Annotated in this window: 9 protein-coding genes; 2 read left to right on the top strand and 7 right to left on the bottom strand. The window is 47.0% G+C overall.

Features of this window, described 5'->3' with window-relative positions:
* Window positions 1–32 precede the first annotated feature (32 nt).
* From B4E62_RS15735 to B4E62_RS15725, 3 genes are all read right to left on the bottom strand, one after another.
* Window positions 33–1,553 (bottom strand): tryptophan halogenase family protein, encoded by a 1,521-nt coding sequence (locus tag B4E62_RS15735; protein WP_331352700.1) that lies wholly within the window; start codon window positions 1,551–1,553, stop codon window positions 33–35.
* 106 nt (window positions 1,554–1,659) lie between these two features.
* Window positions 1,660–4,539 (bottom strand): TonB-dependent receptor, encoded by a 2,880-nt coding sequence (locus B4E62_RS15730; protein ID WP_331352699.1) that lies wholly within the window; start codon window positions 4,537–4,539, stop codon window positions 1,660–1,662.
* A gap of 399 nt (window positions 4,540–4,938) precedes the next feature.
* The gene (locus tag B4E62_RS15725; RefSeq protein WP_331352698.1) at window positions 4,939–6,561 is read right to left on the bottom strand and encodes an alpha-glucosidase; all 1,623 of its coding nucleotides are present in this window, start codon (window positions 6,559–6,561) and stop codon (window positions 4,939–4,941) included.
* Between the two features lie 480 nt (window positions 6,562–7,041).
* On the opposite strand from B4E62_RS15725, the gene B4E62_RS15720 reads away from it, so the two are divergent.
* Together B4E62_RS15720 and B4E62_RS15715 are read left to right on the top strand one after the other, a co-directional pair.
* Window positions 7,042–9,441 (top strand): glucan 1,4-alpha-glucosidase, encoded by a 2,400-nt coding sequence (locus B4E62_RS15720; protein ID WP_331352697.1) that lies wholly within the window; start codon window positions 7,042–7,044, stop codon window positions 9,439–9,441.
* 147 nt (window positions 9,442–9,588) lie between these two features.
* Window positions 9,589–11,055, top strand: a complete 1,467-nt coding sequence (locus tag B4E62_RS15715; protein WP_331352696.1) for an MFS transporter — start codon at window positions 9,589–9,591, stop codon at window positions 11,053–11,055.
* Window positions 11,056–11,395: 340 nt separating this feature from the next.
* Here the strand turns inward: B4E62_RS15715 and B4E62_RS15710 are convergent, their stop codons facing one another.
* From B4E62_RS15710 to B4E62_RS15695, 4 genes are all read right to left on the bottom strand, one after another.
* Window positions 11,396–12,433 carry a LacI family DNA-binding transcriptional regulator gene (locus tag B4E62_RS15710; RefSeq protein ID WP_331352695.1) on the bottom strand — a complete coding sequence of 346 codons (1,038 nt, stop codon included), beginning with the start codon at window positions 12,431–12,433 and terminating at the stop codon, window positions 11,396–11,398.
* 177 nt (window positions 12,434–12,610) lie between these two features.
* Entirely contained in the window at window positions 12,611–13,525 is a 915-nt protein-coding gene (locus B4E62_RS15705; protein WP_331352694.1) for a trypsin-like serine protease, read from the bottom strand.
* Between the two features lie 225 nt (window positions 13,526–13,750).
* On the bottom strand, window positions 13,751–14,464 hold the full coding sequence (locus B4E62_RS15700) for a hypothetical protein (protein WP_310073185.1): 714 nt from the start codon (window positions 14,462–14,464) through the stop codon (window positions 13,751–13,753).
* Window positions 14,465–14,494: 30 nt separating this feature from the next.
* Entirely contained in the window at window positions 14,495–15,685 is a 1,191-nt protein-coding gene (locus tag B4E62_RS15695) for an ABC transporter permease (RefSeq protein WP_310073187.1), read from the bottom strand.
* Between the last annotated feature and the right edge of the window lie 2 nt (window positions 15,686–15,687).

Here is a 15,687-nt window from a genome sequence, read left to right as displayed (position 1 = left end):
TTATTATATTCACGCTTTTTTATCTCACGTGATCATGCAGCTTTCATCGCTGCCTTTTCCAGCATGGCCAACTGCTCCATATGCGGTTTGAAATTGAGTGCGCAACCCTGGATATAGCGATGAATATTGTTCAGATCGTATTGGTGCGCCAATTCGTTGCCCGGTTTTAATTGCGCCTGGGTTGGATAAATACCTTTGCCCGCTAACAGGCAGCTCCAGGATACATTGGGGAAATAGGCATCGAGCTTTTGGCGCTCCAGCTCATCGGTAATATTTTTACCTTGCATCCAACTCGTCAAAATGGAACGCAGGGAATTGGAAATTTTTTCATTGCGACCATTTTCAATCCAGTAATCCGTATCTACCCGCGATGAAATCCGGTAGTGACAAACAATGTAGTCGCGCACTGCATCAAAGCGTAAATTAATACGATTATTAAATTCCTGACGATATTGGTCGCTGTAATTGCCGTTGTTGTAGGCTTCAATAAAACGCGCAACGGTTTCTTGCACCATATCCAATGCAGTTGCTTCAAGTGGCTCAATAAAACCCTGCGCCAAGCCAACGGCTAAACAGTTTTTATGCCATTGCTCCGCTACACGCCCCACTTTGAATTTCAGGTGCCGCGCCTCTACATCGGCATCCAATAAATTCAAATGCGCACGAAATTCAGTTTCGGCTTTGTCTTTGTCGCAAAAGCGTGAACTGTAGACATAACCGTTACCATTGCGGTGTGTGAGTGGAATTTTCCATGCCCAACCGTATTTCAACGCAGTCGCCATTGTTTGTACTTCAATCTGCTCTTGTTGGGGCGTTGGGAATACTACGGCTGAATCATTAAACAAGGTATCAGCACAACTGATAAAAGGTACCTTGAGTGCTTTTTGCAACAACTCGCTGTTAAAGCCGGTGCAGTCCACATAAATATCGGCATGCAGCTGTTGTCCATCGCGCATCTTAAGCGAACCAATACTGCCATCATCGGCCAACACCACTTCTTGCAAGGTCGCTTGAATATATTTCACGCCTTTGCGCGCCGCGACTCTGGCTAAAAATTTTCCCAGCAGCGAGGAATCAAAGTGGTAGCCGTAATTAATTTCAAACGGAAAATTGGGCGGTGCGATAGGTGCTAATTTTTGCCGCGCCAATTCAGTGGCTAAAAAAAAGTGATTGGGATGACCTTCCAGATCTACGCCATTGCGACGCAAATGACTGTTGTGAAAAAAAGCCGGTGCGCTGAATTGATCGGGCTGCGATAAAAATGGATGAAAATAGTCGGTGAATCCCGGTTTGATTGACCAGTCTTTAAAGGTGATGCCGGTTTTGTATGTGGCTTTGCATTCGGCCATCCACTCTTGCTCATCAATACCAATCACATCCATAAAATGTTTTAACGGTGGAGTTGAACCTTCGCCCACACCGATGATGCCAATGTCGGGTGATTCCACCAGCGTAATGTCAAAGCCTTTGTCTTGCCAATGGGTCGCCATTAGATTCGCCGTAATCCAACCCGCCGTACCGCCACCCAAAATCAACACACGTTTGCCATTCATAACAACACCTATCCATCACTGCCATTTAGTAAAAAACCGCCCGTCAAGTGGGCTCGACGGGCGGTTCCTGATTGCCGCTGGGAATTCCCAGTGTTACTGCAGACTGTTAGAACTTGTAGTTCACACCAACATAGTACTGACGACCAAAGGTTTTGTACTCGCCCAAACGACCTTCCTGGCCGTAGGACAACACCACTGGTTCATCCGTCAGGTTAGTGATTTCAAACACCACATCTACACCATTGTCGAACGCGTAGGACGCTTGATAATCCATAGTGGTGTAGGCTTGGCCGAGCACTGGTGTGGAGCTGCCGGGTACAGGCATATTCAACACATACTCATCGCGATAACGCATGTTGAGGTTAGTGCTGAATTGACCGATATCCCAGAATGCAGTTACCGACCACACATTCTCTGAAAGACCAGGTAATGACAGCTTGTCGGTAAACAGCGAGCCACCGGTAATTTCCATTTCACTTTGAGTGAAAGAATAGCTTGCGGTTGTGCCTAAGCCAGAAAAAATACCCGGCAATGTGTCAAAGGTATAAGTACCGGCTAATTCCAAACCGCGAATATAACCGCCCTTCTCGTTGTTCACCGCAGTCTGGTAAGTACCTGCAACCATGCCCGCTGGAATTTCCAAGCCATTTGCCTGGAAGATTGGCAGAGTGTCTTCAGTAACAACTACCTGGCCATTTCCATCCAACACCGGGTTGCCATTGCTGTCGCGTTGAATGGCTGGATTGTAGGAAATATTTTCTACCAGACTTTCGATATCTTTCCAGAAGCCCGCAACGGTCACTGCACCGCCATTGTCAAAATAATGCTCGTAAGACAAATCAAGTTGGTTAGCGCGGAATGGATCCAGATATGGAGATCCTTTGGTCCACACGTTGTATTGGTTGCCGCCGCGATCACCACCGTTCCAGGAACCTGCGCCACCTTTTAATTGACCAGCAGGAGGACGGCCCATTACTTTTGCCGCCGCAAAACGCAACACATCGTTATCGCTCAATTCAAAGTTCAGGTTCAAGCTTGGCAGGGTATCGCTAAACTCAGGACCGTACTCAACGTATTTGTAGTTGGTTTGGGTAACACCAACATCATCGGTAATTGGCTCGCCATTACCAGCGCCGACGTTTTGTACACCTTTGGATTTCACATCGGATTTCACATAACGCACACCGATATTACCGGTCACTGGAACGCTGCCCAATGCGGTTTCCAAATTCGCCATTAAGTAGAATGCATCGGTTTTTTCTTCCAGTGCACCTGACTCTACAAACGTCCAATCGCGACTGAATATTTGCTTACCTTGATAATTACCCGGGCCAAAAAGATCATCGGCCAAGCCTTGCATGTTCACAACGAAGTGATCTGGTGCACCATCAACTGAACCTACAGAAACAAAGCCATCAATTTCTTGTGGCTGACACTCGAGGAAAGGTTCGGTGATATTGTCAGCGCAGTAAGATTGCCAGTTGCCATTGCCATCGACATAACGGAATTGACCATCGCGCGCACCGTAAAGGAAGGTACCGCGACGTGAATCAAACACACGCTCGGAAACACGCACGCCTGCTTCGACAGATTTGATCAACGGCATTTCCAGTTCTTGTTTCAGGTCGGCTTTGAAACTTTCCACTTCGTCGGTGTAAACATGTGGATATTCTTCGTAGCGCGACAAACGCATATTGGAACTGGTCAGCAAGTCAGGATTGTTGAATGAAATCGTCGGCGTTTTTTCACCGTTCTCGGTGATGGAAATAGTTTGGCCAGCCAACTCTTCCCAAGTTGCACCCGTCACGCTTGCACCATTCAAGTTGCCAGTGGCGGTACCGAATTGATAGGCGTGCATGGACGCCAAACGATCTTTACGCGTTTTATCGCCTTTGCTGTCGGTGTAATCCAGTGTGAGCGTGGTGGTATCGGTAAGATTAAATTCCAGATTCAAGCCCAGGCTGTCTGAATCAGCATTGGTGGATTGGTCTTCGGTACGTGCTTCAATCCAGGGGGAAGAATCACCGGTGGTTTTCGGATTACCAATACTGATCACACCATTGGTGGCAGTGGCATTCGACAAACCACCTACGGTCACACCGTGGCGTTTATCTTCGGATTCAAATTCGGATTTAAAATAATCCAATTGCGCTTTGAAAAAATCGTTTGGTTGGAACACAGCGGTCAGCATAAATGCATCGCGCTGGTCATCGCCGTAACCGGTTTGGAATTGATAAGCGCGGGCAAAATCAGAATTGGCAGAAGCATAACCAATCTGGCCATCGGCTGCGGCGCGCGAACCGTCAAAGTTGTTCGGTTGCGTCAGGCTGGAATAACCCAGAGCTACACCGAAAGTGTCATCCAAAAATTTGCCTTGGTAAGAGAGGCTGTAGCGCTCACCACCGGTATCGCCAGTCGCATCATCGTTATGCGACAAACGTACGCCGGCATTAAAGTTATGCTCTTTCGCTGCTTGCAAAGGGTTAACGGTTTTGAGTTCAACAACTGCCGCAACACCGCCTTCAATGTGCGATGCTTTAGGTGATTTATATACCGCCGCCTGACTAATTAATTCAGCGGGATATTGGTCGAATGACATCCAACGCAAGCTTTCAGTGTAAGAACTGGTAGTCGCTTGCTCGCGGCCATTCAATGTAGTTTGAATAAAGTCGCCATTCATACCGCGAATATTCAATTGCGATGATTGACCGGAATCGCGCACGGTAGTTACACCAGGGATACGGCCCAAGGCGTCAGCAATCGATACTTGTGGCAATGAACCCACCGCGGATGCATCAACAACGTCAGCAACTACGTCAGATTGGCGCTTGGTATCAATAGAATTTAATACAGTGGCACGATAACCGGTAACGGTAATTTCTTCCACTTCTGCCGCTGCTTGCTGCGCATACACCGTCTGCGAGCCAGACACCAGCGCCATAGTGGTCGCTAATGCCAGCATGTGGTTAAACTTGTGTTTCTTCATGATTTTCTCTCCGCGAAGCTATCTTTTATTTTTAACATTATGCGTACAACAACTTATCTATACGCTGTACAGAGGGTTCTGTCGCTAAAATGATAGTAGGCCTTAGGGAGTACCTCTCACAATAGAATGCATACGTATTCAAAACACAGCATACGTATGCATTTACTTTTCACTCTGCAGTGATTCTTTATTTCCCTGCCTCCCGCATAAGCCTAGTTGATTAATTTTTTCAATCCAACGATTCAAAAACGAAAATCAAATAAACAAAAATGTTTAAAGTGCAGATAGCAATAACGAAGCTGAACGAAAAAACTGAAATGGAAAATAAAAAAAGAGGGCATAAAGCCCTCTATCAAGCGAGACTAACGACAAGGAGAACAACTAAAGACAAAACAAACACTAGACCACGCGGGAAATTACTGTGGCATAGCCCGGCACTAACAAATTGTTACTTTGGGTAACCACTGAATGGCAACCGTGACCTTCCATTTTTTCCAAATGGTAGCTGCCATCGAGTGAAATAGTTTGTACATTCGCGGAAAAGTTAAATGCACAAAGCAATTTTTCGTTACCAAAACTGCGGGTAAATACCAAATAATCCTCCGCTGCCGCAACGAACTGAATGTCGCCTAAACGCAAACAGGGTTGTTGTTTACGCCAGTGCATAAAGGTCCGATACGCATTCAGTATTGAACTCTTATCATCTTCCTGCAGGCTAACTGCACGCTCTTTGTGTGCAGCGGGAATTGGCAGCCAGGTTTGTGCTTGCGAAAAACCGGCATGCGTTTCTGTGTGATTCCATGGCATAGGTGTACGGCAGCCATCGCGACCTTTAAAACGCGGCCAGAAGGTAATGCCGTAGGGATCTTGCAATTCATGCTGTGCAATTTCCGCTTCGGTTAAACCCAATTCTTCACCTTGATAACTGCACACACTGCCGCGCAGTGATAATAAAAGTGCATTGAGTGTTTTAGCTAATTGCGGTGACTGTTCTTTTCCGCCCCAGCGCGACATAAAACGGCGCACATCGTGGTTGCCAATCGCCCAGCAAGGCCAGCCTTCCGATAAATTTTTCTCCAGCGTCTCCACAGTTTCGCGAATATAGGAGCCAGATAATTTATCCACTAACAATTCAAAACTATACGCCATGTGCAAACGCGAATTACCGGCAGTGTATTCCGCCATAGTTTTGAGCGAGTCGTCGGCAGAAATTTCACCGAGTGTCACTGTGCCTGGGTAGCGATCCATCAAGGCACGCAAACTTTCCAAAAACGCAATATTTTCCGGGCGGGTATTGTCATAAATATGTTTTTGGAAGGCGTAGGGGTTATCCAATGAGAAACCACGCCCTTTGCGTTCATCCTCGGGTTTTACCGGGTTGGAGCGCAATTCTTTATCGTGGAAACAGAAATTAATTGCGTCCAGACGCAGGCCATCCACACCGCGCTTTAACCAGAATTCCACTTCATCCAATATTTGTTGGCGCACAGCGGCGCAGTGGAAATTCACATCCGGTTGGGATTTTAAAAAATTGTGTAAAAAATATTGGCAGCGACGCGGCTCCCATTCCCAGGCTGAGCCGCCAAAAATGGACAGCCAGTTATTCGGCGGTGTGCCATCGGGATTGGGATCAACCCATACATACCAGTCAGATTTTGGATTGTCGCGTGATTCGCGGCTCTCCAAAAACCAGGCGTGCTGGTCAGAGGTGTGGCTCAACACTTGGTCGATAATAATTTTAATACCGCGCGCATGCGCTTTAGCAATCAATTCATCAAAGTCGGCAAGCGTGCCAAAAATTGGATCTATATCGCGGTAATCGCTGATGTCGTAACCAAAATCTTTCATCGGCGATTTAAAAAAAGGTGACACCCAGATCGCATCCACCCCAAGGCTCGCGATGTAGTCGAGTTTGCTGATGATGCCGGGGATATCGCCTATGCCGTCATTGTTGGCGTCCATCATACTGCGTGGATATACCTGATATACCACCGCACCGCGCCACCAGGGAGTTGTTGTCATTTGATTGAATCTCTTGTTATTGATCTCATGAACACCGGAGCCACTATAGAAACAACTACAGGAACTAACACAAGAACAGCGGTGTTCGTATTGCGTAGTAACTTACATAGAAACAACATACGCGAGCAATATTTTTTCGCCAAGTGACTACATACGTATGCAAGTCGCCAAGCCAGTTTTTTGCATTGCAAAAACCATAGAATACGTATTCATAAACCACCAATTATTCACGCAGACTGAAAAAACCTGAACTAGTCTTTCCTGCATACGTATGCAGGCTGAATACGTATGCACGCACTTGAGTTGATTCTAGTCAAGGCCTAAGGTGACGAAATAGTCATTTCTGCTATGACGGTTAGCGCTTATATCAATGCGCTACATCGTCGTACAAACAGCCATGACAAATAAGTTAACAACATAAATAACTCAACTAGCTGTCACTTAACACCCACCACCGGCATAAAACACGAGAGACTTGTCATGAAAAAAAATCTATTAACGCTGATTATCAGCAGCCTGTTGTTATCCGCCTGTTCAGATCACTCATCGACAATCTCAAGTGCTCCCGCCGATTCAGTCGCACCTGGCGCACCTGGCGCCCCATCGGTATGGGCTTATGCTGGCAAGACCGGTATTGGCACTTCCTTTGAACAATATACCAATGGCGCTTACAGTGACTCGGGCGCAAGTGGCGCCATTTCAAAAGTCTGGTTTTCTGTTGCGCAGGGTGTCCTTACCGAAACCATGTATGGATTGATTCACGAAGCGCAATTGCAGGAGCTGCAATTTTTTATTAAGGGCGATACGTTTCTCGATGAAGAAAAGAAAGACACTATTTCAACCATTGAATATTTAAAAACCGATGCGCAGGGCCGCCCGCAATCCCTCGCCTACAAAATCGTGAATAAAGATAAAGACGGAAAATATGAAATTGAAAAACATATTTTTACTGATCCCGATTCACAAAGCTTAATGATGCGCGTTGTTTTCCGCGCATTTACCGATGGCATAATCCCTTACATTTATGTGAATCCTGCCATCGCCAATACCGGCAGTAATGACAGCGCCAATTTCAGCGACGGTGTGTGGACCGCAACCGATGGCAATAGCAGCATGTCATTAAAAACCAGTGTAGCAGCAGTGCAAAGCGCAGTAGGTTTTGAGGGAATTTCCGATGGTATTAGCGAAGTAAAACAAACGGGTGAGCTCACCAAAACCTATTCGACGACTGGTGCAGACAAAGGCAATGTCGCCTTTACATTGCAAATGCCTGCCGTAAAAAATGGTGAAAACGCGCAGTGGGATTTGGTGTTGGGTTTTGGTAAAAGCCCAACAGAAAGTACCGCCGCTGCAGAGAAAACCCTCGCCACCGGCTATGACAAAGTACTCGCGCATTACAACGGCGAGGGCGCTGCGATTGGCTGGCAGGATTTTTTACAATCACTCCCCGCGCTGGAAAAATTATCCACCACCGCAACGGATAACGGTAAATTACTTTACACCAGCGCCATGGTGTTAAAAGCACAAGAAGATAAAACTCACGCCGGCGCATTTATAGCATCACTTTCCAACCCTTGGGGCGACACCAAACCCGCAGAAAAATCGGCAACGGGCTATAAAGCCGTATGGCCGCGCGATTTTTATCAAGTCGCCATGGCGATGCTCGCACTGGGCGACACCCAATCACCGCGCATTGCCTTTGAGTATTTACAACAAGTGCAAGCGAGCGAAAAAATTGCCGGTTATAGCGGTACACCCGGTTGGTTTTTGCAAAAAACTCACGTGGATGGCGAGCCGGAATGGGTAGGTGTGCAACTCGACCAAACCGGTATGCCCATTATGCTCGGCTGGCGCTTATGGAAAGAGGGCATTTTCAGCGATGCGGATATTTCCAGCTGGTATCAAAAAATGCTGAAACCTGCGGCGGATTTTTTGGTGAATGGCGGTGCCGTCAAAATTATGTGGAATGACACCACCATCAAACCGCCCTACACGCAACAAGAACGCTGGGAAGAACAGCAGGGTTATTCGCCCTCCACTATTGCCGCTGTTATTGCCGGCCTGGTTTCTGCGGGCGACATAGCAACACAGGCAGGTGATACTGAAGGCGCAACAAAATATTTCGCCGCCGCCGATAAATATGCCAGCGACCTGGAAGCCCGCACTTACACTACCGCAGGTTCGCTCACAGGTGAACAAGGCAATGGCAGTTATTATCTGCGCATTAACGCCAATGAAGACCCAAATGATCACTCAGCGCTGGGTACCAGTAACGCACAAGTCATTGCCGATAAATCGCAAGTCATCGATGGCGGATTTTTGGAATTGGTGCGCTATGGTGTGCGCGCCGCAAACGATGCAAAAATTCTCGAAACCTTGCCTGAATATGACAACGTAAAACTGCCGGATTTATTGCGCACCAAATACGAATTTACCTTCCCCGGCGTTGAAGGCAGTTTTCCCGGCTGGCGCCGTTACGGTATCGATGGCTACGGTGAAGATATGGCAACCGGCTTGGGCTATATGGAAGCTAATAACTCCAGCCAAGGGCGCGGACGTGTATGGCCAATTTTTACCGGGGAACGCGGTCACTATGAATTGCAATTGGCAAAAACCAAAGGTGGCTCCGATATAGAAAAACTGCGCAACACCTATGTAAAAGCCATGGAACTGTTTGCCAACCAAGGCATGATGTTACCTGAGCAAGTTTGGGATGGTGTCGGCAGTAATGCCACCTATAATTATCAAATCGGCGAAGGTACCAACGGTGCAACACCACTTGCCTGGACCCACGCGGAATACGTGAAATTATTGCGCAGCTACAGCGATGGCAAAGTCTGGGACAGAAATACGAGCACTGAAGCGCGCTATGTGAAGTAATTCATTTCACACGCCATACGGCGCAATAAAACGAGAATCCCGTTTTCAATATTTTTGGAAACGGGATTTGCGTTTAAAAAAATCTCCAAACAGAAAAATAAATATCAGCAATAACAACAATATCAAGACTAACAAAGGCACTACACGATGAAACAACCAACCCTTCCCTTCTGGCAAGTCTGGAACGTCAGTTTCGGCTTCTTAGGGGTGCAACTCGGATTTGCATTGCAAAACGCCAACGTCAGCCGCGTGCTCTCCGATCTCGGTGCAGATTTGCATTCGCTCTCACTCTTTTGGCTCGCCGCACCGATTATGGGTTTGTTAGTGCAGCCAATCGTCGGCGCCGCCTCGGATCGCACCTGGAACCGTGTTGGCCGTCGTCGCCCTTACATTCTCGGCGGCGCAATTGCTGCCGCAACCGGCATGTTATTAATGCCCAACGCATCGCTCTTTGTTGCATTCATCACTCCCATGTTATTTGGTGGACTGATGCTGGCGTTAATGGACGGCGCATTTAATGTGACCATGCAACCCTTCCGCGCGTTGGTTGCGGATATGGTACCCAATGAGCAGCGCACACTCGGCTACTCCATTCAGGCACTGCTGATTAATATCGGCGCGGTAATCGGCTCTATACTGCCGTTTGTGCTCACCAATATTATCGGGCTGGAAAATACTGCCCCCAAAGGCGAAGTCGCTCCTACGGTTACCTGGGCGTTTTATATCGGCGCCAGCGCATTATTTCTCACTGTACTCTGGACAGTTATTCGCACCAAAGAATATGCACCGGCCGATTACAACCGCTACAAAGGCTTAACCGCAGCCGCGGTGCCAAGTGTTAAACCATCGCTGGGAACACGCCTCGCCAACTTCTGGCAATTATTTATCAATATGCCAAAAACTATGCGTCAACTTGCCGTGGTGCAATTTTTCTCCTGGTTTTCATTATTTATTATGTGGGTCTACACCACACCCGCCATCACCCAATATATTTGGGGCATAGAAGCCAAATGGTTTGACGCAGATTATTTGCATTCGCTCGATGTAATCCCACCAGAAATTGCCGCAGCCAAAGGCGCAGCAGGCGATTGGGTGGGAATTATTTTTGCCGCCTATTCATTATTCGCCGCACTATTTTCGATTGTGCTTACGCGCATCGCCAACCGTATTGGCCGCAAGCTCACCTATTCGCTGTCGCTGCTTGCAGGCGGCTTGGGTTACATGAGTTTTTTATTATTCCAAAACGCTGAAGTAGTGCATGTGAATTTGTGGTTAACCGAGGTTGATGTCCCCCGGGGCGCACTGGATTTATTAATCCCCATGATCGGCGTCGGCATCGCCTGGGCCGCCATTCTCGCCATGCCCTACGCGATTCTTGCAGGCTCTTTACCAGCCGATAAAACCGGTGTGTATATGGGGATTTTTAATTTCACCATTGCCGCACCGCAAATTGTATCGGGTTTGGTAGCAGGGCAAATTTTGAAATATGTATTTAACAACGAGGCGATTTATATTTTAGTACTCGCCGGTGTGTGTATGGTTCTGGGCGCGATTTCGGTGTATTTTGTGAAAGAGTCTAACGAGCAAAGCGAACTAGCAGTCCAAAGTCATTAAAAAATTAATCTTTTTGTAATATGGAACCATACCCGGTTCTATATTACAAAAAGCAATACAATAAAAATTTATTCTTTTGTAATACGCTCAAGCTTCTTTAATCCTTCTCCGACCCTGGTATTACTTTTCTTGAGTCTTTTTTCTGACAACTTAAATCTTATTAGAAAGTACAGTAACCCAGTAATAAAAATACTGATGCCGCAGAAAAATATGACTCTATAGATGTCATACTTATCAACACCAAAATGCACCAAAACTTTTATACAAATTAAAATCGCTATAGCAAACAGCCAATCATGCCACCTGTGCGATTTGATATTCACTACAGCATCCCCCCAGTTTATTTAACCGGCTTTGCCCCGCAAGATCCACGCACAATTAACTTCGCCGGCAACAACATCGAATCTGGTCTTTCGCCATCAACCAGCAGCAATAGATTTTCTACCAACAATTCACCGGCGAGCAGCGTGTCTTGTTGTACGGTTGATAGTGGAGGATGGGTATAGGAAGCCATTGGAATATCGTCAAAGCCCATCACGGCGACATCATTCGGGATGTGCATTCCTGCCTCTTCCAACGCTTTCATTGCGCCGATTGCAATTAAATCGCTCGCGCCAAAAATTGCATCAAAGGGCAAGCGACGCTGCAGCAAACTTAGCGTAGCTTTGTAACCTTCTTCTTCAGAAGTTTCTGCAGCAACTTGCAGCTTGGGATTTACTTCAATGCCCGCCTCTTTCAGCGCTTTGCAGAAGCCGTGATAGCGATCGGCAAATTCCGGGCTGTGCTCGGATACATCGCCGAGGAAAGCGATATTTTTTCGCCCGAGCGATAACAAATGTTTTGCCGCGTTGTAGGCACTATTGAAATTATCACAGCCAATCGACACACCTGGCTGACCTTCCAGCACTGGCCCCCAGGTAATAAAGTGCGCACCCACTTCTGTGAGGTAAGTTAGTTTTTTAACGAAGGTTTCGTAATCGCCATAACCCAAAAAGATAATACCATCGGCACGATTGGCATCCTCATAGTCAGCATGCCAGTCTTCACTGAATTGTTGAAAGGAAATCAATAAATCAAAGCCGCGCTTGGCTGTCGCGCGAGTGATACTACCAAGCATAGATAGAAAAAAAGGATTGATTAATGATGTACCTGTGCCCTGATCTTCGCACAATAAAAGCGCAATCGTTTTAGTCTGTTGAGAGCGCAAGCTGCTCGCGTTTTTATCCACTTTGTAATTGAGTTCACGCGCAATTTGCTGAACCTTTAGACGGGTTTCTTCATTGACCAAAGGGCTATTGCGTAGAGCGCGCGAAACCGTGGACTGGGACACGCCGGCGCGGAATGCAATATCAAAGGATGTAGGTTTATCGTCTTTCAACTCGTTGACCCTCGCGGTGGTCCATTTTTGTTGTAATTGTTGTTTTAGCTTTGGTTGCAATAGGGGGTGATACTACATCAACCCCCTTTTTACGTACAGCGTGTGCAAAACGCTACACCCAGCAATAAAAAAGCCACTCGTGAAAGTGGCTTTATGAGGACAGTAACGCAACAGTACTTAGCCTTGTTTGCGCATTCGCTGCGCCAACAAGCCAAGCAAGCCGATCAAAACAAGCAGGCCACTACCGGATTCTGGCACCTCATGAGCGGCAATCTTGCCATTGATCCATTCGATAAAACCGCTTACCCGCGTTGAGCCATAGGCGTCGCCGTAACCGAACATACCATTATTGCTAAAGTCGCTAATAAACGAATGCACACCAGCCAAATAGGTTTGGCCATTTTCTTGAACAAAGACGCCGCCACCCGAGTCGCCCGGTGCAATCATGATTTCCAGCATCGTTGCCAGATCATCAAAATCCACGCCTAAAAAATCAAAGGCGTTATAGGTTGCATCGGTGGGATGATCGAAGTCAGACCAGAGGATTTGCTCACCGCTGCCTTCTTCTGACCAGAGATAATCGACAATATTGGTGCCCGCACGACGCTGATAATCGATGAATTGCATACCGGTTTCACCAGTGCCGGTGTAACCAAAGCCCGCACTGGCCGATAAACTAAACCGCTCATTGCTGCCGTTATAGAGCTGTGCTGGCGCCACATCAAAATCGGTTTCAAAATGCATCAGGCCGATATCCCAACCGGCGAATAAATTGGCATCGCTATAGCTTTCATGCGCGACCCAGGAATCGGCTTCGTAAAAGCGCCAACCGGTATCATCTTGCAAATAAAAAGACATGGCCTGCGCTTGATTGACACAATGGCCGGCTGTAAGCACCCAGTTTTTGCTGATTACGGTTCCACTGCAGGAGTATGGTGAATTAGCTGTATCACCAATAATCAGCCCCACCCCGCTGAAGGCAGGATCACCTGCAAAGCCGGTATACCAGGAATCGGGAGTATCGTGACGGATAAGCCCCGCAGAGACAGGCACGCTCAACGCGGCCACCAAGAAACTTGCAACTAATTTCATAATAAATTCCTTATTCCTTTGAATGTTGCCTGAAACTTATGATTCTTCCGTAAAATTGTCCGAACCGCATCAGGACGCAAAATATAACGCGATTAAATTTAGTTGCACAAGCTCTGTTAAAAAACAAATTTCCCTCCACCCGCCACAACATCCATACATAAAAAACGCGAGAAACAGTAGTGGTGATGTGATATCACCCCTTCACATACGTGGAAGGGAGGCAGCTCATTGCTGCTGGGCAATTTGGGCATATTTGAGGGTGGTTAACTCGTTATGCAGGTTACCAAGGAAATGACGAAACGCCGTGCGCCACGCCAAATTCTGTGCTGCTTTGTTACTACTATCTTGAATACTGGCCAAATTACCCATGCTAGCTGTGCGTGAATTCACCTCCATGGTGTCTTCAATCACCGCCACTAACTCGCCCGATTTTGCATTCGCCAGTACACCGCGCACTGTAATCAAACCAATGCCGGAATTATTACTTTGGATACCGACCGTATCCATGCCCGCATCCTTGTGTCGCTGTGAGTAGGGCATAAAACTAACCAGTGTGAATTGAATCGCCAGCACATCATCGCCACCGCGTTTAACTGGCACAAATTCGTCACCTTCGCGAAAGATTTTTTGGGCGAGATCGTCCAGATGCTGACAGATTTCGTCCATCTCTTCCCATGTGGATTCGCTCCAGTTATAGGCAAGTTTTTTATCTGTCTCCTCGGTCAATTTTAACTTATCAAATTGCGTTGCAAACAGAATCACTTTATTAAACTGCTTAAATGCCTCAGCGTTTTTAACTACAACTTTGTCAATTTTTTCGGCATCAACATAGGTCAACTCCGAATATTCAATTGAATTAAGGCTCACACTTTTTTTCTCTGGCTGTGACGCACAACCGGAAAAAAAGACAACACTCAACAGCAACACATTTATTTTCATATAACAGCTCCTTTATTCATAAAATTCCTCTTACACCTCACGCAATGCCGTAGCCACAGGTAACCGCGCAGCACGAATAGCAGGAAAGAAACCCCCGATAAAACCTATGACCGTAGCAAAAATAACACCTTGCACCAGTAGATCGGGTGTTACTGCAAAATCAAATACCACTTGGCTAAAACTGGCGAAATTCAGGGTCGATACGGTGTAGCCATTAAAGATAAAATACACAATGACCGAACCAATTACGCCGCCGATGACCGCCAGCACCAGCGACTCTACCAGCGTTGAGATAGCAACCGGGGTTGCACCAAAACCGATGGCACGCAGGGTGGCAATTTCGCGGGTGCGATTGGCAACCGAGGTGTACATGGTATTGACCGCACCAAAAATTGCGCCCAGTGCCATCAGGAATGCGAGTGGATAGCCGACCATTTTGATAAATTTACTCAAGGGTTCCGATTGCTCGGCGAGATAATCAGTCTCACGTTTTACATCGAGATTAAATTTTGGATCAGCAGCAATAGCTTCTTTAACAGTGTCCATTGACTTTTTATCGTCGAGTTTGACGCGCACAATTTGATAGCTGTTACCACGGCGATAGGCGTTCTGCAAAATTTTTGCATCACACCACAACTCTGACTCAGCCAAGCCCCCGCCAGATTCAAATACGCCCACGACTGTCCATTCCGTTTGGCCAAATTTAACCACTGAACCCACATTGAGATTGGCGAATTGTTTTTGCGCGCCGCGCCCGACAATTAATTCATTTTTACCCGGCTCAAAATTGCGCCCTTCAATAATTTTAAATGAATTGCGCACTTCAAATGCCATGGGCTCCACGCCGCGCAGCGGCGCATTGGCATTGCTGTCTTTGGTGCGCATGGGGATATCGACAATCACAAATAATTCCGGCGAACTCAAGGGCTTACCATCGAGTTTGGCGATACCGGGTAAATTGGCAATCAATTGTGTTTGATCATAACCCATGCCGCTGCTCATTTCGGAAGTTGCACCGGCACGCATCATAATTAATACATCCTCCGCACCGGCACTGACCATGGTGCGTTGAAAACCGCTCGCCATGGAGAGCACGCCGATAAACACCCCCACCACACAGGCCACACCAAATACCGCAACGGATGAGGTACCCAAACGCTGTGGTAAATTGCGCAGGTTCATCAGCGTAATAACAATAATTTGCGCGATTGAATTAAACATGA

This window comes from Cellvibrio sp. UBA7671 (assembly GCA_002483145.1).
GTDB lineage: Bacteria > Pseudomonadota > Gammaproteobacteria > Pseudomonadales > Cellvibrionaceae > Cellvibrio > Cellvibrio fibrivorans.
The sequence above is the reverse complement of the archived record's forward strand: the minus strand, read 5'-3'. Positions and strand labels throughout refer to the sequence as shown.

Coding starts and splice junctions, on each gene's coding strand:
- B4E62_RS15735 (WP_331352700.1), bottom strand. CDS start 1,553: ATGAATGGCAAACGTGTGTTGATTTTGGGTGGCGGTACGGCGGGTTGG.
- B4E62_RS15730 (WP_331352699.1), bottom strand. CDS start 4,539: ATGAAGAAACACAAGTTTAACCACATGCTGGCATTAGCGACCACTATG.
- B4E62_RS15725 (WP_331352698.1), bottom strand. CDS start 6,561: ATGACAACAACTCCCTGGTGGCGCGGTGCGGTGGTATATCAGGTATAT.
- B4E62_RS15720 (WP_331352697.1), top strand. CDS start 7,042: ATGAAAAAAAATCTATTAACGCTGATTATCAGCAGCCTGTTGTTATCC.
- B4E62_RS15715 (WP_331352696.1), top strand. CDS start 9,589: ATGAAACAACCAACCCTTCCCTTCTGGCAAGTCTGGAACGTCAGTTTC.
- B4E62_RS15705 (WP_331352694.1), bottom strand. CDS start 13,525: ATGAAATTAGTTGCAAGTTTCTTGGTGGCCGCGTTGAGCGTGCCTGTC.
- B4E62_RS15700 (WP_310073185.1), bottom strand. CDS start 14,464: ATGAAAATAAATGTGTTGCTGTTGAGTGTTGTCTTTTTTTCCGGTTGT.
- B4E62_RS15695 (WP_310073187.1), bottom strand. CDS start 15,685: ATGTTTAATTCAATCGCGCAAATTATTGTTATTACGCTGATGAACCTG.